The 21,088-nt window shown below is 71.0% G+C and carries 16 protein-coding genes; 1 reads left to right on the top strand and 15 read right to left on the bottom strand.

Annotated features, from left to right (window positions below; genetic code table 11):
- Window positions 1–143 precede the first annotated feature (143 nt).
- The 9 genes from J7I94_RS21450 to J7I94_RS21410 form a co-directional block, all read right to left on the bottom strand.
- Window positions 144–419 carry a hypothetical protein gene (locus J7I94_RS21450; RefSeq protein ID WP_215168932.1) on the bottom strand — a complete coding sequence of 92 codons (276 nt, stop codon included), beginning with the start codon at window positions 417–419 and terminating at the stop codon, window positions 144–146.
- 331 nt (window positions 420–750) lie between these two features.
- Window positions 751–906, bottom strand: coding sequence for a hypothetical protein (locus J7I94_RS21445; RefSeq protein WP_215168930.1), 156 nt, complete (start codon window positions 904–906; stop codon window positions 751–753).
- 217 nt (window positions 907–1,123) lie between these two features.
- Complete coding sequence (locus tag J7I94_RS21440; RefSeq protein WP_215168928.1) at window positions 1,124–1,747, bottom strand: hypothetical protein; 624 nt, start codon at window positions 1,745–1,747, stop codon at window positions 1,124–1,126.
- Between the two features lie 43 nt (window positions 1,748–1,790).
- Complete coding sequence (locus J7I94_RS21435; protein WP_215168926.1) at window positions 1,791–2,759, bottom strand: WXG100 family type VII secretion target; 969 nt, start codon at window positions 2,757–2,759, stop codon at window positions 1,791–1,793.
- Between the two features lie 2 nt (window positions 2,760–2,761).
- Window positions 2,762–3,268: a hypothetical protein gene (locus J7I94_RS21430; RefSeq protein ID WP_215168924.1), complete on the bottom strand. Its 507-nt coding sequence runs from the start codon at window positions 3,266–3,268 to the stop codon at window positions 2,762–2,764.
- 1,151 nt (window positions 3,269–4,419) lie between these two features.
- The gene (locus tag J7I94_RS21425; RefSeq protein WP_215168922.1) at window positions 4,420–4,623 is read right to left on the bottom strand and encodes a hypothetical protein; all 204 of its coding nucleotides are present in this window, start codon (window positions 4,621–4,623) and stop codon (window positions 4,420–4,422) included.
- Window positions 4,624–4,710: 87 nt separating this feature from the next.
- On the bottom strand, window positions 4,711–5,697 hold the full coding sequence (locus J7I94_RS21420) for an FUSC family protein (protein WP_251075506.1): 987 nt from the start codon (window positions 5,695–5,697) through the stop codon (window positions 4,711–4,713).
- Window positions 5,698–5,772: 75 nt separating this feature from the next.
- Entirely contained in the window at window positions 5,773–10,461 is a 4,689-nt protein-coding gene (locus J7I94_RS21415) for a toxin glutamine deamidase domain-containing protein (RefSeq protein ID WP_215168921.1), read from the bottom strand.
- Window positions 10,462–10,659: 198 nt separating this feature from the next.
- Window positions 10,660–11,322: a hypothetical protein gene (locus J7I94_RS21410; protein WP_215168919.1), complete on the bottom strand. Its 663-nt coding sequence runs from the start codon at window positions 11,320–11,322 to the stop codon at window positions 10,660–10,662.
- A gap of 108 nt (window positions 11,323–11,430) precedes the next feature.
- Between J7I94_RS21410 and J7I94_RS21405 the strand changes: the two genes are divergently transcribed.
- Window positions 11,431–11,862, top strand: a complete 432-nt coding sequence (locus J7I94_RS21405; protein ID WP_215168917.1) for a hypothetical protein — start codon at window positions 11,431–11,433, stop codon at window positions 11,860–11,862.
- Between the two features lie 58 nt (window positions 11,863–11,920).
- Here J7I94_RS21405 and J7I94_RS21400 read toward each other — a convergent pair whose 3' ends face one another.
- The 6 genes from J7I94_RS21400 to eccCa all read right to left on the bottom strand — a co-directional run bounded on the left by J7I94_RS21400 (window position 11,921) and on the right by eccCa (window position 20,983).
- Window positions 11,921–13,249, bottom strand: coding sequence for an SUKH-4 family immunity protein (locus tag J7I94_RS21400; RefSeq protein ID WP_215168915.1), 1,329 nt, complete (start codon window positions 13,247–13,249; stop codon window positions 11,921–11,923).
- Window positions 13,250–13,340: 91 nt separating this feature from the next.
- A complete protein-coding gene (locus J7I94_RS21395; protein WP_215168913.1) occupies window positions 13,341–15,284 on the bottom strand; it encodes an ATP-binding protein in 1,944 nt (647 codons plus the stop codon).
- 77 nt (window positions 15,285–15,361) lie between these two features.
- Window positions 15,362–15,691 carry a hypothetical protein gene (locus J7I94_RS21390; protein ID WP_215168911.1) on the bottom strand — a complete coding sequence of 110 codons (330 nt, stop codon included), beginning with the start codon at window positions 15,689–15,691 and terminating at the stop codon, window positions 15,362–15,364.
- A 412-nt stretch (window positions 15,692–16,103) separates the two neighbouring features.
- The gene (locus tag J7I94_RS21385) at window positions 16,104–16,421 is read right to left on the bottom strand and encodes a DUF397 domain-containing protein (RefSeq protein ID WP_215168910.1); all 318 of its coding nucleotides are present in this window, start codon (window positions 16,419–16,421) and stop codon (window positions 16,104–16,106) included.
- A gap of 97 nt (window positions 16,422–16,518) precedes the next feature.
- Entirely contained in the window at window positions 16,519–16,926 is a 408-nt protein-coding gene (locus tag J7I94_RS21380) for a hypothetical protein (protein ID WP_215168908.1), read from the bottom strand.
- A gap of 112 nt (window positions 16,927–17,038) precedes the next feature.
- On the bottom strand, window positions 17,039–20,983 hold the full coding sequence (gene eccCa / locus J7I94_RS21375; RefSeq protein WP_215168906.1) for a type VII secretion protein EccCa: 3,945 nt from the start codon (window positions 20,981–20,983) through the stop codon (window positions 17,039–17,041).
- Between the last annotated feature and the right edge of the window lie 105 nt (window positions 20,984–21,088).

The following is a 21,088-nucleotide window of genomic DNA, read 5'->3' as shown; positions in this document are numbered from 1 at the left end:
GGTGGCGGGCCGAAGCCGGGCTGCTGTGGTGGAGCCGGCCAGTTCTGCGGAGCGTGCGGCGGCTGGGAGGGCGGCGGTGGGAACGGTGGCGGCTGACTCATGTTTCCCCCATGGCGTGAACGGGCGGCGGCGCCAGCAAGTTATCAGGGGCGTAGGAGCGCCGCTTCAGTACGCCCGCGTACTCCGGGCGCACGCCAGGCGGTGAACGACTCACCGAGGTCGGCGATGAAGCCCAGGACGCACAGATGGGTGCCGACGACCAGGCCGCCGAGCAGCCGGTCAGCCACTTTGTCACGCCGTCGGAAGAGGTGCGGCGTCCGTGTGAGGTCTCCGTAGCGGTCGTTGTCGGACTTCTTGCGGCTGTCGTTGGTGTCATGCCAGGACGTCACCTTGAACGTGCCGGCGTGCCGTAGAGCCACCGGGCAAGGGGAGATCGGCGGTCGCGGTGACGGCCGGCACCGTGACGTTCCCGCAGCTCCGGACACGTTCGCAGCACCTTCTCACTCACTTCGAGTCGTCGGCCGAGGCGTACCCGGAGACAGAGGAACAGCAGGAGGAACAGGCCGGGCACGATGGGCAGCACGGTGAGCAGGGACACCGGGGCGCCCACGAGCTGCAACACGAACGGAACGGCGACGAGGGCGAATGCCGATGACAAGCCGGGCCATGATGTGCTTGTGCCAGCGTGTTCCTGCTACGCCGGATGACCTGACCGAAATCCGGCGGTGCGGGCTGCTGAGTCACCCGAAGTCACTGCTCATTGCTGCCGCGGCAGTACTGGGTTCGGACGTTGCGTCCGAGCCGGTTGCGCTCGGCGGCCTTGTTCGGACCGGTGAGGGAGAAGGCGCGGGCGACGCCGAGCAGGATGCTCCGGTAGGTGTCCGCCGGGCCCACGGCGAGCCTCATAAGCTGCACCATGATCAGACGCCCTCGGCACCCTGTACGCCATAGCTGGACCTTCTGTGCTGAGGGCGCCGCCTTCCAGGGACAACTGAACCGGCGGGGCCGCGGCGATGGGGTACCGGAACCGTGCCTGGTCCCGGTCGATCGCGGCCCTCGCCGTCGAGGGGGCCTGGTTCGCGGTGATGTCCGTGCTGGTGAGCTGAGCCGCGGCGGAGCTGCCTCAGCGTGAGGGTGAGGGCAGGGCGTCCGGCAGCTGCTGCCATCCGGCGCCCCGGGCCGTCACGTCGTACCAGGAACCGTCCCGGAAGTGCCAGCGCAGTGTGGCCCGTTGCTCGTTGTACGGGTCCCAGTCGGCGAACTCCACCCCGGTCACCTCTTCGCGGGGCGTGGACCAGGCGACCTCGGCCTCGTGTTCACCGACGTACAGCAGGGAGACCTGGCGCTGTCCGAGGGCGAGCACGCGGGTGCCCTGGAGATACATGGCTGTACCGAGCCCGCCCGCCGTGCTGTCCCATCCCCCCGCGAACCGCTTGTTCCGGCGACGCTTCTCCTTGCCCCGGCAGAGCCACCTGAGTCCCCTGAAGGGCGCCAGGAGCAGTTCACCGAGGAAGTGCAGGGGGTCGGTCAGCCAAGCGAAGAACCCGGTGACACCCGCCAGCGCCCGCTGCCCGCCGGACAGTTGTGAGCCGGCGCCGGGCAGTACGCGGGAGCGCGGCCGTCGCTGTTTCGGAGGCTTGGGTGCCTGGGAGTGGCGGACCACGGGTTGGAGGTGCGTCACGGGGTCGCCCCGGAGCGCCGTCGTCACCATGGTCCGGACCGCCGCTTCCACCCCGGCCGATGTCATGCGGACTCTCCCGTGTCTCGTGCTGTGCCCACCCTTGCGCTGGTCACCCGAAATCCTCCCGTATTTTCTGCTGGGTGCTCGTCTCCGCGGCGGTCATCCGCTGGTCGAAGCTCTGCGACTGCGGACGCTGGTCGTAGGCAGTCGGTTCCTTCGGCGAGGTACCGGGTGCGCCCTCGGGCGCGTATGCGGCGTAGGCCTGGCCGAGGGGCTCGCCCACGTCCTGTCCGACGATCGGGGTGACGATGCCCTGCTTCACACCGCGTTTGGCTGCTTGGTATGCCGCGTACTGGGCCAGGTCGGCCTGGTTGCCGGCCTCGACGCCGTCCACCTTGCCGCGGTAGCGGGCCAGGCCCATGCGGTAGGCGTCCTCGGCCTGCTTCTTGCCGGCGCCCAGCTTCTTCAGCTCGGTCGCGAGTTTCTCGGCCCGCTTGATGGCCTTGAGCCTCTTGGCCAGGTCGCTCAGCTTGTCGGCCAGATTCGCGGTGATCTTGACGGCCTTCAGCGCCTTCTGGGCAACGCCGGCCGCTGTGATCAGCGGTCCGATCGCGGCCGCGGCGCCGGCCGTGAGCAGGGAGAGGATCGCCGTGGTGGCCGCCGCGGCCACCACCGTCTCGATGATCTCGACGATGAGGTCGATCAACAGCTGCTCGGCGGTGGCGCAGGCCTCCGCGGCGGTTTCGAGGAGCGTGGCGACGGTGTCCATGTCGTCGGCCTCGCCGCCCAAGGCCTTCTCGAACGCCAGGGACTTCTTGCTGAACGCGTCGGCCGCGTCACCGCTCCACCGGGTGAGGAGCGCGTTCCGCTCGGCCTGCAGGTCCTGGACGACACCGCGCAGGTCACGGGCGGCCTGGCGGTAGTCGGCGGCCGTCTCCGTGAGTTTCTCGTTGTCGCCGCTGACTTTCTCCAGGTCGTCTTCGAGACCGAACTGTTTGATGATGCCCCGGACGATCTGGTCCATGGTGTCGGAGAACGGTCCGCTGAAGCTGACGCCGAGGCGGCTGAGGATGTCCACGCTCACGCACCCCCGAAGCCGGCCGTCGTGTCCTGTTCGTTGCCGTCGTAGCGGTCCGCGGTCGAACGCGCCGCGTCGACGATCTGCTGGAGCACGTCCGCCGCGTCGCCCAGGTCCTTGATCCCGTCCTGCTGCTTCGTGTCGTAGTCGGCCTTCAGTTCGTCCGACTCGGGCAGCTTGCCGAAGGTCCCGGCGGACAATTCAAGCTGCTGGATGCGGTTGCGTATGCGTAGGATCCGCTCGACGTCGGGTTCGGTTCGGCGGGCGTAAGTCCGCAAGGCGTCGCTCTGGACGTCAAATCCCTGACCCATGGGGTCCCCCGTGATCGCTGTCTGCGTCAACTGTTCAGCGTTGCTGTCGGGAATGATGATAGTCAGAGAGGCGTACGTCGAGTTCATCGCCGCGATCGCTGCGTGAGTTCCGGTCGTGCGACGTAAGTTGCGGCGTGTCGCCGAGGCGGATCGGCCGGCCGGCTCACGCTCGCCTGGGTCCGAGTCCTCGGCGACCACTCCGCTTCCGGCTCACATCCGGCCTCCTCTCTGTCCTGGGGCGGCATGCCGGGAGGTCCCGAGGTGTCGGAACCGCGGCTCGCCGGTGGCTCACAGATGGTGGAGGTCGTCCTCCTCCAGGACGTGGCCCCGATTCCCGGTGACCGCGGCCGCGGGGCGATCGTGCTGAGCCATGGGATGAGTTCGGCCGGCAGATCCGCGCCGCCGAGACCGGATCGCCGGGGCCGTCGGAGTCGACTGCCCCGGGTCGTGTGCGGCGCAGTACGCGGCTCCTCGGTGAGGGCACACCTCTCCACCGAGGCCCGTACCGGCTCGTACACGTCGTACGTGTGCGTAGAACGGGCCGTCGCCAGGTGCCTCGCTGCGCGCGCGGAGACGGCGGGGAACGTCCCGTCCCTGACCGGGCCAGGGCATTTCGTGCAGGGGCCGGTCGCCGCGCGGTGTGATGGACCAGCAGGTAGGCGGGGTGCGGCCGCGGGGAAACCGGGCCCCTGACGGGTCGCAGGCCGGTGTCGTCCAGGGCGACGGTCGTCACGAACGGAGGCGGGGCGCCGGTGAGGACGGCGGCCGCCCGGTGATCGGCCAGTCCGGACGGGAGAGCGTCAGGGGAGAGGCAGCGCAGTGTGCGGTCACCGAGGTCGGTGCTCAGCCACGGACCGAGGGCCTGGCCGCGCTCGGCGGCGGTGGGCGGGGGCGGGCATCGGCCATACGGCAGTGGAGCGGGCCGACGGCAGGAGGGGACGCTGCCAGGATTCCGGCTCGGCTGATGAGCGTGTGGGACGCGGGGCGTCGAGGGCATACAGCCCCCTGCGGCCGTACGCCACCCAGCGGTCATCGCCTGCGGCCACCGCGGCACTGCGTACCGGCAGGGGTGCCGGGCGGTCGGCACGGGACCGGTGACCGGGACCGGAGGCGGTCGCCGGACGGCTGTCCAGTGCGCTCCCGACGGTCCGCGTCACGTTGCCCCGCTCGTCGATGAACTGCCGCACCACTCTCGCCGGGGCCGCCTCGGCCCCGTCCGACAACCTCCAGATCCGTTGCCGTACCTGGAGGTCGCCCTGGTCGTCGAGGCCGGTGTCAGGGACGACATCCTGCGATCCCTCTCGGCCGAGGAGATCGGCGTGCTCGCTGGCCACGACCTGTGTGCCCGATCATGTTCCGGCCTCCACGCCCTGAACCGGCCCGGGCAGGCCGGGCCGGCGTCCCAGGACGCCGTATGGGTGCCACCGCGACCACGCGGTGCGCCAGGGCAGCGGTACGGGGCTGAGGCTCTCCAGCTGGTCGGCCCAGCCGCGGGTCCAGGTGGAGCGCCTGGACAAGGCGATCCGCGCGTACGGTTTCACCGCTGCTGCCATCCGGGCGGCGACAGCCGGCGGAATCCCGCCGTCATGACGGAGTGCGGGGAACTGAGGACGCGCGTCGGTGCGTCCGGGAAGGACCGGTCACACCGGCAGGGCGCCCGGGAAGCGGGAGTTGGGCGCCTCCGGATGGGTGGTGGCCAGCCAGCCGTGCTCCTGCGTGATGTCCGCGGGCATGTAGCCCACATCCACCGAGAGATGATGGGCGGCGACGTTGGCGTCCGTCACCCCCAGCGGGCCGCATTGGGACGGGTCGATCCAGGCACGGCCCTCGATGTAATCGAGCTCGAAGGGCAGCGGGTCGCCGTGCCACGTGGCAGGTGTGCCCCCGGAATGACGGCGTATCACGTCGCCGTCCCGCGCCACACACCAGGCGTGCAGGTCGTGGTAGACGTCTACACGGTAGAAGTGGGCTTCTCCGCACGTCGCGCTGACGGTCTGCGCGATCCGTTCGCCACTGTAGGCGTCCAGGTAGGAGTTCCCGTACAGGAGGCGCCATGCGCCGAACTGGGGAGTGATGAAGACACGATGGGCGGTTTCCTGCCGCCCCGGAGCGACGGTGACCTCCACCGCGTCGCGGGCACTGGCGCCTTCGGCGGCGGACAGTCCCATCACGGTGGTCACCGGGCGGAGGTCGTGCAGTGTCAGAGCCGACACGACACCGGCGAGTCCGTCAGCCGGAAAGGCCAGCCAGTGGCTGTCCGGCGGCAGTGTCACAGGGCGCTCGGAACGCAGTTTGAGGCGCACCAGCCGGTCCAGAGCACGTCGGTCCGCGGGAATGAACCCCTCCTCACCGCGTAGGTCGGCGAGGAGACGCAGGGCCACACGCCGTAGGTTGCCCGGGCCATGGGCGCGAATCTCCCTCAGGCGCGTCACCGCCGCGTCACCGATACGGCTGAGAGCCGACTGCGCGCGCAGGGCGCGACTGCCCCCGCGCGGAGCGGCCAGGAGTGGCAGCAGATGGTCCACAGCTTCGCCTCCGAGAGCCACCAGGGAGTCCTCGGCGGCAGCCCGGCGCCCGCGATCTCGGTCGCCGAGATCTCTCAGGAGGGAATCGATGGTGTCGGTCATGACGCACAGCCTAGTTCGGCTGCCAGAACGACAGGATGCGGACCGGGAGGAACGGGTGCGGATCGTCGGCAGGTCTCAGTTGACGAGTTGAGGCCGCAGCGCCTCCCACACTTGTCCCAGTTTCTCCATATGGCGCGTCATTTCGGCGGCCATCGCCTTCTCTGCGTCTGTTTTGGTCGCCTTTCGTATGGAGTCCTGTTCATTGCTGATCTCGCTCTTCAGTCGCGCCCGTGCCTCGCCCGGAGACAAGCTCTCTATCGTGGCGAGGTTCTTCGGCAGTGCGGGGGAATTCGGAACCAGCCGGTTACGTACCCGGTCCTCCAGTGTCTCTTTTACTTGTTGGTCCGACAAGTTGTCGACGGCGGATACCGCCGCTGCCTTCTGCGGGAGCATGGCCGCTCGTATCGCGACGCCTTCCGGGTCCTGGCGGTAGGTGGCGCTGTAGTGGACAGGAACTCCTTCGAGCCGTTTGTCCTGCAGCACCTCTGAGCACCTGGCGTGCCCCTTTCCCTCTCCGCACGGTTCTCGCTCCGTATAGAGGCCGACGGGGGTATACCGGTCACCTTGGGGATCGATGCGTTCCAGCCACTGCATCAAGTGTCTCTCGGAGTGACGAGGGCTGACGCCCGGCGTGTTGGCCGGTACGGAGGAATCAGCGACGTACATGACCTCGTGATCCGGCGGCGGCCCTTGCACTTCGAGAACCGCGAAGTTCTTGTCGGTGAAGTCGGGGCCATTTTTTTTGAGCGTCTTCGCTTCGTCCTCGGGAAGTTTCTTGAACTCAGCTCCACGGAACAGCGTGTTCACGGCCATACGATGCAGGCGAAGGCCCAGGGACTGCTTCGACAACTTCGCGCCACGGTCCTTGGTTCCGGGCTCCGGAGCCGGCTCGTCTGGCTGCCGGTAAGGGTGTGTCACCACTTCGGGGCTGCGGCCGACACCGTGCTGCTGGTGGAAAGAGAGGCTGAGCCGTGCGAGAGAGGCGACAACAGCCTGCTGCTCGCCGGGGGAAAGCCGATCGAAGCCTGTCAAGTTGGCGCTGAGCTGGGCTTGCGTAAAACTGCGCATGCCGCTCGGGCCGTCAGGGTGTGGCTGCGTGCCGGCAGTGACATGCAGTACGCGCGCCAGCTCACCAGATTGGGTCCACCTGTCGAGTTGGTGATGAACGCGGTCCAGCTCGACCCGGTGTACGTCCCGCTCTTCTCGAAGTCTCCCCTGCAGCGTGTCCGGCTCGATGCCGTATTCCCTGGACTGCGGGCTTTCGGGCGACTCATGAGTACGTGATGTGTCGCTTTCCGGCCCGTCCGCAGTCACATCACGGCTCTGTGCCGAGGTATCGCTGACACCCCGGTCGTGTGGGTCGGGGAAGTCCGCGGACGTGGTGAGTGTCCCTCCGGAGGGCTCGGCGGGTGCGACGCCTCGCCCAGGCAGTGATCGTCCGGTGCTCGAGTCCTCCACGCCGGTCTCGGAGGGAGACGATTCACCGCCCTGTTCCAGGGTGTCGTTCGCCAGGTCGTCCTGTGCTGTGTGGGAGGGCGTGGACTCCGCGTGGCCCGCAGCGCCGTGTGTGGTCTCAGTAGTGCCGGCGGTGTCCTGTGCTTCGGGCTGGGTGGTGTCGATGGGGTTGCGGTCGGGATCGAGCGGGATGTGCCAGACGTGGGCGGCTTGGTCGATGTGGAGGGGCTGGTGGCTGACCTGGCCGCTCTGGGTGTCGATCCAGACGATGGTGCCGTTGTGGTTGACGGCGTTGTAGGCGTGGCCGCCTCCGCCGGGCCAGTCGACCTGGACGATGGCGGCTGAGCCGGGGCCGGCTTGCTGGAGGGTGTCGGCGATGGCCGCGGCGGTGCCGGGATCGCCGCCTGGACCGGCGTAGGTGTGCGTGCTGCCGGTCCAGCGGATCTGGTTGTCGTTGGCGTCGGTTTCGGGGGACCAGGTGTCGGGGTTGCCGTTGGGGTCGGTGTCGGGGGTGCGGGGGGCGCTGACTTGGGGGTTGCCGTACCAGGTTTCGAGGAAGGAGCGGGAGCAGTCGGCGCAGTTGTTGCTGCGGCCGGGGACGGTGGGGCCGCCGTCGTTCTGGAGCCCGGTCCAGGGGCCGAAGGGGTCGGGGAAGCGCTGCGGGGTGCCGTCTTCGTTGTGGGGGACGGCGTCGGTGAGGGCTTGTTGGTCGGCGGGGTCGGGTGGGGTGAGGCCGCCGGGGGAGTGGTCCAGGTCGGCGCGGATGTCCTGGAGGCTGTCCTGCTGGGGCTGCTGCGCGGGCGTGGGGCTGCCGGGCGTGGTGGGGGAGCCCGGTGCCTGGGGTGCGGTGGGGGTCGCCTGGGTGGGGGAGGCAGCGGGGGCCGGGGTGCGCAGGGCGGTCGGGATCGGGACCGCCGTGACCTGGTTGTCCCGTGGTTGCTGCTGGGTGGGGGGCGTGCTCTGCGGGGGAGTCGGCTGAGCGGCGGGCTGCTGAGGGGTGTTCGGTGTGCGGGGCGTGCCGGGAGTTCCGGGGGCGCTGGTGGCGTTGCCGGCGGGCTGGTGGGGCGGTCGTGTGGGGGTGGCGCTGGGCTGGTTGTGGGTGCCGGTGGGGGCGTTCGTGACCGGGCCGGGCTGGGGAGAGTGGGCTGCTGTCCTGCCGGACGGCGCTGAGGTTCGGTCGGGGTTGGTGGGGGGTGTCGTCGTTCGAGTGCCGGTGGACGGTGGTGCGGTCCTGGGGGGAGACGACTGGGCCGGGGTGTTCTGCCCCGGGTTCTGTTCGGTGACCGGGGATGTGCGCGGAGTCTGGGGGGTGACCGTGCTCGGGTTCTGGCGTCCGGCGGGGGTGTGGGTGCCGGTCCCGTCCGGGGTGCTGGGTGCCGGGGTGCGGCCGGTCGGTGTGGTGGGGGGAGCGGTCTGGTGCGGAGTGCGGCTGTCCGTACTTCCCGGGGTGCGGTTGTCCGTCGTACCCGGGGTGCGGTTGTCCGGGGTTCCCGGTGTACGGCCGTCAGCACCCGGCGTCCGGGTGTGTGTCGAAGGGGTGGAAGTGGACGGCGTACTGGGTGCGTTCGGTGTGCTCGGTGTGCTCGGCGAGGTGCGCGGGGTGCTGGCCGGTGTGGACTGCGGGGTGGAGGCGGGGCCAGTGGCGGCCCCGTTGTGGGCGCCAGGAGTGCGTGCCGGGCCCGAGGCGGACGTGTTGGGGCCGGTGGCGGTGGTGTTTCCGGGGACCGAACCGGTGGCGGGTGCGGAGGCGGAGGGGGTGCGTGCCGGGCCGGTCTGGGTGGTCGGGCTGGTGGGGCCGGTCGTCGAGGAGGCGCCGGGAGCGTGTGTGGCAGGGCGGGCGCCTGTCGTCCCGGCGCCTGTGGTGGGCGCGGTGGGGGAGGTCGGCATGGCCGAGCCGCTGTCCGGGCGGCCTCCGCTGCTGCCGGGGGCCGGCTCCGCTGCCGGGGTCGGGGTCGCGGCGCTCTGGGTGGGGACGCTGGCGGCGAGGCTGTCGATGTTGGTGCTGATGCCGCCGTTGCCCGACGAGGACGAGACGGAGCCGCCGGAGGAGGTGGTGGGCGCGGAGTGCGGGGTCGGCGAGGAGAGGCCGGAGACGGAGGAGCCGCCGCCGGTGTGGGAGGTGCCGGAGGAGCCTGCCGCGGTGCCGGTGTCCGGGGTGCTGGTCGTTGCCGCGACGGGGGAGGGGTCGTCGAAGTCGGACAGGGTCGGTCCGGTCGATGAGGGAGCGGGTCTCGGATAGGACGTGTCCGAGGAGGACGAACTCGGTCCGGAATCGGTGGTGGAACCGGAGCCGGGCCCGGAGCCGATGTCCGGCGCTCCCACGGTGGCGCCGCCGGTCTCGGCGGATATGCCGCTGCCGATGCCCGAACGGGTCGATGACGAGGAGGAGTCCGAGCCGGACGAGCCGGACGAGCCGGATGAGCTGGATGAGTCGGACGAGCTGGATGAGCCGGACGAGCTTGATGAGTCGGACGAGCGGGAAGAGCCCGACGAACCGGAGTCCGAGCCGTCACTGCCCGAGCCGCCACTGCCCGGCGCCTCCGAGGACGTGTTGCCGTAGCCGTCGATGCGGCTGTCGATGGCGTGGTGGGCGCGGTTGCCCGCTTTGGAGCCCAGGCTGTCGCGGACGCCCTCGGCGAGGGTCTGCGGGGTCTGTTTGATGGCCTCCCAGCCGCCCTGAGCGCCGGCCTTGACCGTCTGCGACAGATCGAAGCCCTGCTGGGCGCCGAAGCCGACGTTGACGGACTGGCGTACCAGGTCGGTGATGATCGCCTCGATCGCCGAGACCGCGGGCTCCTTCATCGCCTCGACGATGGCTTCCATCAGGGCGTCTTTGAGTTCGTCGAGGAGGCGGCGGACGATGAGGCGGGTGGCCTGGGTGGCGCCGAGGGCGGCGACTTCGGAGAGGCCGAAGGTGAAGGGGGCGGCTACCTGGGCGGCGGCGATCTCGATGGCGAGGGCGATGAGCTGGGCGATGACGGCCCACTTGGCGAACTCGACGAGGTAGGCGCAGGCGTCCATCACATTGGCGATGATGTGGGCGGCCTGGGCCGCGTTGCTGAGGTAGCCGTCACCACCGCTGCCGCCGTCGAACTTGGCGTAGGTCTTGGTGAAGGCGTCGATGGACTCGCCGGCGTTGTGAGCGGTGACGGTGCGGGCACTGGTGTTGGCGGCGCTGTGCAGTCGGGTGACGTCGTCGCCGAACTTCCGCCACAGCTGTGCGGACTCCCGCAGTTTGTCCTCGTCGGCGGTCGGCCAGCGGTAGCCGAGCATTTCGAGGACCCACTCGAGCTCGTCCGGCAGCATCATCGACACAGCAGCAACCCCCGTCGCACCTCACGGCTGCCCAACTCCCCCGATCGGCAAAAGGAGTCACACAGGAGTACAGCCGTCCGCAGAAGTGTACGGAGTGCGGGTCGAGGACTTCAGGCCCCTGCTGTCACAGATTCGCTGCAGCGCGCTCCGCGCCACCCTGGACACCGGGCGGTGCCGCGCCGCGCCGCACGGTCAGACGAAGTAGCTGACCAACAGGCATACTCCGGCCCCTACGAGGCCCACCCCGAGCATCCCGATCACGACCGGCCGGGTGACACCCCGCCCGGACGCCTCCCACGCCGCGTCGTACGAGACGCGGCTCCGGCCGAACGGGGCGTACCCCGTGGCGAGGCAGAAGACGCCCAGCCCGGTCAGGACCCAGCCCCCGAAGAAGACGCCGAACCAGCGCCAGGCGCGGCCCGCGCTGCTCTGGACGTAGTCGGCGTCCGCCGCCCCGGACGCCGACGGCGGATCCGTCTGCTGCACCGACAGTTCGGTGCCGGCGGCGAACCGTTGCCGCACCTGCACCGCGGCCCCGGCGTCCCGGCTCCTGCCGTCATCGGACACGAAGGTGCCCGCACAGCGCACGGGCCGGCGGTTCTTGCGGCTGCTCCGGGAGGCGTTGTTCAGGTAGCTGATGTCGCACCGCTCGACCGTCAGCGTGCCGTGCGTGCCCGCCCACCCCGCCAGGTACGCCCCCTCGTACGCGCCCCAGCCGCTCAGCAGCAGTCCCGCCAGCAGGAAGACCAGGCCACCTGCCCGGCCGAGGCGGCCGAGGGCGCCGGCCACCAGACCGGAGGCTCCGGACGGCCCGGAGGAAGGACGGCCCTTTCCCGTGCTGTGCGTTCGCGCCATGACACCGCCACCCTTCTCCTCGGCCGCCGAAGAGGTCAGCATGACACTCGTGAGTGACGGGAGATACTTCAGGTGCCGAGAAACGGGGACCAGCGAGGAGGCGCCGACATGACAGGGCAACCCGGGAGGACACCGGACCGGCACGACCCCTCACCGGAGCGGGGTGTACTGGACGAGGCACTGGAACCGGCCCAGATCCGCTCGCTGAACTCCGCCTTGCGCAGACTCTCCCAGTCCGACGGCGCGAGCAAGGACCTCCAGGACGCGGCGAAGCGGCTGCTCACCGGCCGGCTGGCCCTGCGCGACGCTTTGGACGACCCCGCGATGGCCCGTGCCCTGGGCGGCGGGGGCATGGAGTCGCTGCGGGGGCGGTGGGAGTCGCTCTCCGAGGAGGAGCGCGAGCGGATCAGGCGTGGGGAGACACCTACGGGCGGCGGCCCTGCCGGGGCGCCGTCCGAACCGAGGAAGCCTCAGCGGGACTTGTCCCAGCCGAGGAAGGGCACCCAGGGACGGCACAGCGGCGGATTCTCGCTGTACTGATCACTGGAAGGCTTGTGACGGACCTCCGTAGCGTCGCGATCCAGCAGAAGCCGCCTGCTCAGAACAGCCCGTGCCACATCTGCTCGACGATCAACGACCACCAGGCGTCCGCGTCGCCCAGCGCGGAAGGGTCGACGGCCACCAACCGCTCCTGGAACGCGGCGACTTCCGACCCGGCCGCGACCGGGTCCAGGCCCCGCATCCCCTGCCGCGCGGTGGCGAGCAGGGCCAGGCAGCGCGCGAAGGCGGCGGCCGACCCGTTCACGTACCGCGCGGTGGCGGTGACCGGGTCCACCGCCCAGACCGTGCCGTACCCGTCCGGCCGCCCGACACCCGGCGGGCACTGCACCGTGATGACCGAGACCCCGTCGAAGCCGATGCGGACCAGGTGCGCCAGCGCGCCGATCTTCTCCTCGCCGGCCGGGCTGTGCCGGGCGCGCAGGTTCGTGGCGACATCGGTGAACAGGCCGCCCGCCGGAGGCGCCTCGGGCCGGTCGGCCGTGAAGAAGAGCGGAAGGCCGGCGGGCAGCCCGGCCGTGTGGAGCGTGGCCTTGGTGGCCTCCGGCAGCGGGGTGCCCGCGAGCGTCCCGGCGTCGTAACGGCGTACGCCGTCCTCGCCGAAGACCTCGGCGAGGTGCCGTCCCAGGGCCGCGTCGTCCATCGCCTCCGCGGGCGTCACCCGGTCCGGAACCGGAAGCCGGTGCGGGCGGGGCGGTGGCTGCCGGCCCGCGATCCGGTGCATGGTCTCCACCTGCTCGACCAGGGCCGCGATGCCCTCGGCGCGGGTTTCGGGCCGCGCCCCGTACTCCTGTGAGCAGGAGAGCCGGGCGTTGGGGAAGGCGTTGAGGAGTTCGGCCGGGTAGCCGCCGGGCAGCAGGCTGGGGCGCAGGTCGGTGTGGATCGCGAGGACGTCACCGGCGGGCACGTCCAGGCGTCGCAGCTCGTCCCATGCCTGGTACTCGGCGGGGGGCAGCCCGGGGCCGGAGGTGCGGAAGAGCGTGGTCTCCTCGCCGGTGGCCGGGTCGGTGTACGTGAAGACCGCGGTGTTGCCGGGACCGGTGACCGGGGGCGCGTCCTCCGCCCGGGCGCTGCCCTGGGCGTCACCGCCGTGCTTGCGCCGGTACATCCGGACGACCTCCTCGGCCGGCACCGAGGGCCACACCGTCAGCTCGCCGGTACGGCGGTCCACGACCCCACAGGCGTCGCCGACCTCGGCGGGCGGCCGTCGCTCACCGGTCTCCGGGGCGGTCTCGGGCGCCGCGGGCGCGGCCCACACGACCCAGCCGAGCTCGAACTCCCGCATCCGCACCTCGCGGCGGGGCTCGGCCGAGCCCTCCGGATTGAGCCACCGGTCGGCGATGGCGAGCGCCTGCTCCTGGCTGGTCACGAGAAGGCTCCTTCGAGAGCGGATCGGTCGGGGGAAAGGTCGGGGGAATGAAGGGGGGCACCGTCGCGGGGCATCAGGCCGCCGTGCGCGCCTAAGAGGCTAGCGCCGGTCCAGCGGGGAGGATGCGCAGAGCCTTCACCCCGCGCCCGGAGGCGACGAGGAGGATGCCGTCGGGCGACAGGTCGGCGGCGGTGAAGGGTGTGTCGGAGATCAGCGCGGCCACGACCTCCCCACTCGCCCGGTCCCAGACGCGCAGGTAGTCGGCGCCACGGCTAAGCCCCAGCGGAGCCTCGGCCCGCTCCTGTTCGGACGGCCGCCGGACCAGCCCGAGATCGAGACCGGGCCCCGCCCCACCGAGGTCGTCCGGCCGCACCAGACCCTGGACGAGCGCCGCGGAACCGGACTCCGTGCCGGGACCGCCGACCGGGAGCGCGCCGGGTGTGCCCGCCGGGACGACGAGGACGGCCACGGGGACGGCCGGGCCCCCGGCGCCCGGCAGACTGCCGACGGTCACGGCGCTGACACCGGGCACGGGCAGACTCCACAACGTCTGCCAGGGCAGGCCGAGGCCGAGCCGGTGCAGGGCTTCGGCGTACTCGGGCAGACCGTCCTCAACGAAGGCGGTCTCCAGCAGGGCGGCGCGCAGTACGGCGGGCGCCTCGGTACGGGTCAGCAGGGGAGCCGTCCGCAGGTAGGTGCGGGCGGGGGCGCCGAGCGACTCGGCGGGTACGGCCTCGACGGCGGCGCGCAGCGGAACCGGGTCGGCGTGCACGAACAGCGCCGGGTCGGTGAGGAGCTGGGGCAGCAGGCCGGCTTCGAGGGTGTGGCCGGCGAGGTGGTCGCGCACGTACGGGTCGGCCTTGCTCCAGTCCTGGTCCGGTACCGCCTCCAGCAGCGCCATCGCGATCCTGGTCTGGGCGGCGCGGACGTCCGGCAGGCCGGCCCGGATCTCGTCGCCGACGGCAGGGTGCAGCAGCCGCAGCAGCGTGCGCTCGCCGTCACCGCCCGCCCCCTCTTCCAGAGGCCGCAGAAACGGTCCGGCCAGCCGCATCCCGTCCGCGACGGCCCGGCTCATGTCCTGTTCCGCGACGGCGCTCACCAGACGCGGCCAGAGCTGGACCGGCAGACCGTCGCCCTCGGCCAGGGCGAGCGGCGCCAGTATCGACCGCAGCGTCCCGGGGTCCGCACCCAGCCGCCGGGCGTGCAGATCCAGGGCCTCTCCCACAGAGGACGGGAGCCAGGCGTCATCGGCGGGGTCGAAACCCTCCGGAGCCATCAGCAGGCAGTTCACGGCCAGCTCGACGACCAGCGGACTGCCGCCGGCCCGGCGCCCGATGGCCGCGCCGAGCGCGAGACGGACGGCGGAATCCGTGGTGAACGGCAGCTCGGGCGCGCCCGCGTCCGGGCTCAGCGCCGCCTGGGCGTGCAGCACCAGACCGTCGGGGTCGGCCCATTCCGGATCGTCGAGGTCGACGATCCGTACGGTGCCGGGCGGCAGGCTCGCGGCCAGCTCCCCGGCCGCGGCGCGATCCGCCTCGGCGAGCAGGCGGACGTTGCCGGTGGCGGCCAGCGGGGTGAGTACCTCCCGTACCAGCCGGGCGGGCTCGCCCGCGGCACGCACCGGACCGGCGCGGTCGGTGTCCGGTACGACGACGGTCACCGGCCGGTCGAGGGCGGCCAGCTCGGCGTACACCTCCTCGGTGCTGCCGGCGTCCAGACCGTAGTGGTCGGCGAGCAGCCACAGAGCCTGGGCCGCGGTCAGCCCGGCGACCGCGGGGACGGCGGGGGCGGGCAGGTCGGGCGGCACGGTCGTCGGGTCGAGGTCGTCGAGGGGCAGCCGCTTGCGGTACTCCGGGTCGCAGAGCATCAGGAACCCGGTGATCAGGCGCGACCGGCCGCTGCCCGGGTTCCCGGTCAGGACCAGCACGCTCGGGGTACCCGGCCACTCCATCCGCCATGCGGCCAGGGCACGCAGCACCGCACTGCGACCGCCGGTGTAGGGATGCGGTGCGTAGCCGTCGCTTGCGCGGGACATGGGCTCCAGTCCTTGTCGTGGACGTCCTCGTGGTGGACGGGGTGGTGCGCTGGACCGCCGTGGGGATCTCGCCGCCGTCAGTCGCCGCGTCCACGGATCTCGCGGTACAGGGCGATCGCCTGTTCCGTCGGGTAGTTGGGGACGGTCACGGCCTCACCGGTCTCCTTGGAGACGACGACCTTGGCTCCGCCGGGCGGGGCGGGCGCGGCGGGCCGGCCGGAGCCGGGCTCGACGGGGCGGGGCGTGGGGTACACGAGGTACCCGAGGTCGAACTCGTGCACGCTCAGCTCGGCGGGCGAGCCGTCGGGGGCCGTCGGCTGGGCGAAACGGCCGCGCACGATCCGCACGGCCTCTTCCGGGCTGGTGGGAGGGGTGCCGGGGGGCGGCGCGGGAACGTCGGATGTCATGGTGCCCTTCTCGTCTCTCATCGGGGAGCAGGTGGAAGACAGCCGGACTCCACCTCGGCGGTGAGACCGCGGTCGCCGGCGAGGCGGGCCTCGGCCGGGGGCCCGACGTGATGACTCCACCGACGTGCGCGGCCCCGGAGTCCCGCAGCGGCGAGATCGGCACGTCGCTCAGCTCTGCCGAGGGAGCGGATCGTGCACGCTTCACCGGAGGCGGAACGTTCCACCGTCGGTCCGTGAGGCAGCGGCGCGGAACAGGGCGGAACGTACCAGCGACCCCTGCACCCGAGGCGGAGAGCGCCCGGGGCCGGCAGGCCCGCCCGGACGGGCCGCTCAGGACGCCGTCCGTCTCCGCGGCCCGGCCCGGGCGGGAAGCCCGCACGAGATCCTCGCTGAAGGACCCCGCCCGGAACCGTTACTCGCTCGCCGCCCCACCGTTGTGCGGCGCCGGCTCCAGGTCGAACTCCCCGTCCCGCGCCCCGAGCACGAACGCCGTCCACTCCGCCTCGGTGTACCGCAGGACCGTGTCCGGATCGAGGGACGACCGCATCGCCACGGCGCCTTCGGGCAGGTACGCGATCTCCACCCGCTCCTCGTGCTCCTCGGTCCCCGGCGCGCTGTGCCACTCGACCCCGGAGATGTCGAGGGCGTACAGCTCGTCCCGCTCCCGCTCCTTGCGCGCCCTGACGTCCTCGGACTGAGTCGCGGCCTCGTCCTGGTGTGCCTCGGTCATGTCGCTGCGCCTCTCCCCACCGTACGAATCACGTGCGGGACCACATTACTTGCGCACCCGGTGCTCACGCTCCGGAACCGGTGGGTCACCCGCACGATCACCACAACTCCTGCCGGGGACGCAACGTCGCGTGCACCGTCGCCGGCGGCTCCACCTGACCGTCGTACTCGGACGTCAGTTCCTTCCAGGCCGCGTCCTCGTTACCCTCGTTCTGCTCGTGCCGGACGCCCATCTCGGTGAAGGCCAGTCCCATCCCCGCGATGCGTTCCGCCAGGCTCCCCATCGACTCGTACATGCCGTCGCGCAGACCCTCGTAGACGACGCCGAACTTCTCGCCGATGTCGTCGTCGCCCCACGGCGGAGTGGCGCTGTTACCGCCCTCCAGCGCGGACAGTCCCTGCTGCAGGCTCTGTACGGCCTTGCCGAAGTCCTGGCCCACCGTGAACATGTTGAAGCCCTCGGTCTTGAGGACCGCGGGATCCGCCTGCAGGCCGTCGCTCGCCACAACTGCCCCCCGTTGCTCGGCTTTTCCGTCGTCACATCACTCTAACGGGCGGGTACGACAGAGGGGCGGCGCCCGTCAGGACGCCGCCCCTCTCCCACGGGAAGCGGATCGGTCAGTACCGCGCCGGCAGCCAGCCCGTCTGCACCAGCTGTCCGCTGCGCCGCCGCGTGTGGAAGGACCCGCGCCCCGGCGGCAGCTGCGTCGCCGTGATGTTGCCGAGCAGCGCGCCCTCCGACCGGTCGCCGGAGAGCACCAGACCCTGCGCCCCCAGCTCGCGCATGCGCTGCATCACCGGCTCGTACAGCGACCGGCTGGCACCGCCCGAGGCGCGCGCGATGATGACGCGCAGACCGATGTCACGGGCGAACGGCAGGTACTCCAGGAGCGGGGCCAGCGGGTTCATGCCCGTCGCCACCAGGTCGTAGTCGTCGATGATGACGAACGCGTCCGGGCTGCTGTACCAGCTGCGGTTGCGCAGCTGCTCGGGCGTGATGTCCGGGCCCGGCATACGGCGGCCCATGGACCCGGCCAGCCCCTCCAGCGTCTCGGTGAGCGAGGGGGCCGACGGGCAGTAGCGCGACAGATGGGACTCGGGCACGCCCTGCATGTGGGCACGCCGGTAGTCACCCAGGACGATCTTCGCCTGGTCCGGCGTGTAGCGCTCGGTGATCTGCTTGATGAGCAGCCGCAGCACCGCGGACTTACCGGACTCGCTCTCGCCGAACACGATGAAGTGCGGGTCGGTCTCGAAGTCGACGAAGACCGGGGACAGCGTCGACTCGTCGATACCGATGGCCACACCGCGGTCCGGGTGCTCGAAGCCCTTCGGCAGCCGGTCCGCCGGCAGCATCGTCGGCAGCAGCCGGACCACCGGCGCGTGCGCGCCCTGCCAGTTGTCGTTGACGCCCCGGACGAGGATCGTCGTGGCCTCCGCCAGGTCCTCCGTGGCCGAGGAGCCGTCGACCCTGGGCAGCGCGGTCATGAAGTGCAGCTTGTCCGGGGTCAGACCGCGGCCCGGCACGGTGGCCGGCACGTTCTGCGCGACCTTGCGGTCGATCTCCGACTCCGTCGGATCGCCGAGCCGCAGCTCGATGCGGTTCTGCAGCATGTCCTTGAGCGCGGGCCGCACCTCGGTGTACCGGCTCGCGGTCAGGATCACGTGCACGCCGAAACCGAGACCGCGGGTGGCGATGTCCGTGACGGTCGACTCGAGCAGCTCGTAGTCCGTCTTGAAGGTGGCCCAGCCGTCGATGACGAGGAAGACGTCACCCCAGGGCTGGTCGGGCAGCTGCCCCGCGGCCCGGCGCTGCCGGTAGGTCTGGACGGAGTCGATGTTGTGGGCCCGGAAGTACTCCTCGCGGGTGTCGAGGATGCCCGAGACCTCGCTGACCGTGCGGCGCACCTTCTCGGCGTCGAGCCGGTTGGCGACCCCGCCGACGTGCGCCAGCTCCTCCATCGTGATCAGACCTCCACCGCCGAAGTCCAGGCAGTAGAACTGCACTTCGGCCGGTGTGTGGGTCAGCGCGAACGACGAGATGAGCGTGCGCAGCAGTGTCGACTTGCCGGACTGCGGACCACCGACGAACAGACCGTGGCCCGCGCCGCCGGAGAAGTCCCGGTACAGCACGTCACGCCGCTGCTCGAACGGCTTGTCCACCATGCCGACCGGCACGTTGAGCCGGCCGAGCGCCGTGTACTCCGGTGCGGTCAGGCCGCGCTCCGGGGTGACGGCGAGCTGGGGCAGGAGCTGCTCCAGCGAGGGCGCCTCCTCCAGCGGGGGCAGCCACACCTGGTGGGCGGGCGGCCCCTGGTTGACCATCTTGCCCACGATGACGTCGAGGACGGTGTCGGCGAGCGCGTCGTCGACCCGGTTGTCGACCTCGGGCTCCTCCACCACCGGCTGCGGTGGCAGCGCCACCTGCTCAGCCGTGAACAGCGCGGGCCGCAGCTGCGTGGAGCGGTGCACCCGGGCGGGGCCCTCGCCGTGGTACGGACCCGACACGTACGCCGCCTTGAAACGGACCATCGTGTCGGTGTCGTAGCGCAGGTAACCGGAGCCCGGGATCGACGGCAGGTGGTAGGCGTCGGGCACGCCGATCGCCGTACGGGACTCCGCGGCGGAGAAGGTGCGCAGGCCGATCCGGTACGACAGATAGGTGTCCAGACCGCGCAGCTTGCCCTCCTCCAGGCGCTGCGAGGCGAGCAGCAGGTGCACACCCAGCGAACGGCCGATACGGCCGATCTGGATGAACATGTCGATGAAGTCGGGCTTGGCCGTGAGGAGCTCGGAGAACTCGTCCAGCACGATCACCAGCGAGGCCATCGGCTCCAGCGCGGCACCCGCGGCCCGCGCCTTCTCGTAGTCGTGCAGGTTGGCGTAGTTGCCCGCCGTGCGCAGCAGCTCCTGCCGGCGCTGCATCTCGCCCGTGATCGCGTCCCGCATGCGGTCGACGAGGGTGAGGTCGTCGGCGAGGTTGGTGATCACGGCCGCGGTGTGCGGCATGTCCGCCATGCCCGCGAAGGTCGCGCCGCCCTTGAAGTCCGCGAGGATGAAGTTCAGCGTCTCCGAGGAGTGGGTGACCGCGAGCCCGAGCACCAGGGTGCGCAGCAGCTCGGACTTGCCGGAGCCGGTCGCGCCGACGCACAGGCCGTGCGGGCCCATGCCCTCCTGCGAGGCCTCCTTCAGGTCGAGCATGACGGGTTCGCCGTTCTCGCCGACACCGATCGGCACCCGCAGCCGCTCGTGCAGGGTGCGCGGACGCCAGGTACGGGAGACATCGACGGAACCCGCGTCACCGATCCCCATCAGGTCGGTGAAGTCCAGGTTGGACAGCAGGGGTTCGCCCTCTTCCGCGGAGCCCACCCGGAACGGGGCGAGCTGCCGGGCCAGGGACTCGGCCTGCGCCTGGTTCAGCACATCGGGCTTGCCGCTGTACGCGGACTCGTGCCCGACGAACAACTGCATCCGGTCCGGCTTCACATAGGCCGTCAGACCCGCGCGCAGCTCCTCTTCGAGATCGCCGGGGGCGAGTTCGAGGAAGGTGACGCCCTGGAGTCCCTCGGCACTGGCCAGCTCGGAATCCGGTGGCACCGTGCCGCCGTCCAGCACCACGATCAGGTGCGGCTGGTCGTACAGCGGGTTCGCGTCCCGGTTCCAGCGCGGCCGGTCGTCCAGCTGGTCCGCCAGCGCCTCCTCCAGCTCCCCGAGGTCGTCGAAGAGCAGCCGGGCCGAACCCGCGCCGTCCTTGACCTTCGGGTGCTGGCTGTGCGGCAGCCACTTGATCCAGTCCCACTCCGCCGCGGTGGACGGATGCGCCACCACGGCGACCACCAGGTCCTCCGGGGAATGCAGGGTGACCAACTGGGCGAGCGTCGCGCGGGCGTTGCCGTAGACCGTGTCCGTCTCCCCGCTGATCGTCACGTGGTAGAAGGCACGCAACGACACGGACAAGGGCAGGTCGGACAGGCTGCCGTGGGCATCGAGGAAGGCCTTCATGGCCGCCGCGGTCAGCGGCTCCAACTCGTCCTTCGGAGCCGTCACCGGAGCCACCAGCGGAGTGTTCAGCTGCTGGATGCCGCGTCCCATCCGTACCGAGGCGAAGTCGGCGTCGCTCGGGCGCCGCTCCCACAGGCGCTTGCCGTCGGCCGCCACCGCCCACAGGTGGTCCGGCTCGGGGTGCTGGAACAGCTGGCTGCGGCGCTGCAGTTCCGCCGTCTTGTTGACGTCCTTGCGGACCTGCTCCAGATAGCGGAAGTAGTCACGCCGGTCCTGCGCCATCCCCGCGCCGCCGCCCTGCCGGGACTTGGCGAACTGGGCGATGGCCATGGCCAGGGTCGAGGCCAGCATCAGCCCGCCGACCACCCGCATGTACGAGGGCAGGTTGGGCATGAAGAAGAAGCCGACGGAACCCAGCATGCCCATCATGGGCAGCAGGTTCATCAGCATGCTCTCGTCGCCCTCACGAGGGATCTCGGGGGGCGTCTCCAGCTTGACCTCGCCGTCCGGTACGACCGGAGGCGGTATCCGCGGCGGCCGTTTGATGATGACGACGCTCACCGATGCACTCATCCTTCGTGGTTGATACGTCCTGCACCGACGCCCCCGTGTGCGCGACGTGTTCCCGTTCGCTTAGGCGTCGTCCGCGTAGAGGGACGATCCTAC

This window comes from Streptomyces sp. ISL-12, from assembly GCF_018614415.1.
Classification (GTDB): domain Bacteria; phylum Actinomycetota; class Actinomycetes; order Streptomycetales; family Streptomycetaceae; genus Streptomyces.
Note: the sequence above shows the minus strand (reverse complement) of the source record. Positions and strands in the feature narration are given on the sequence as shown.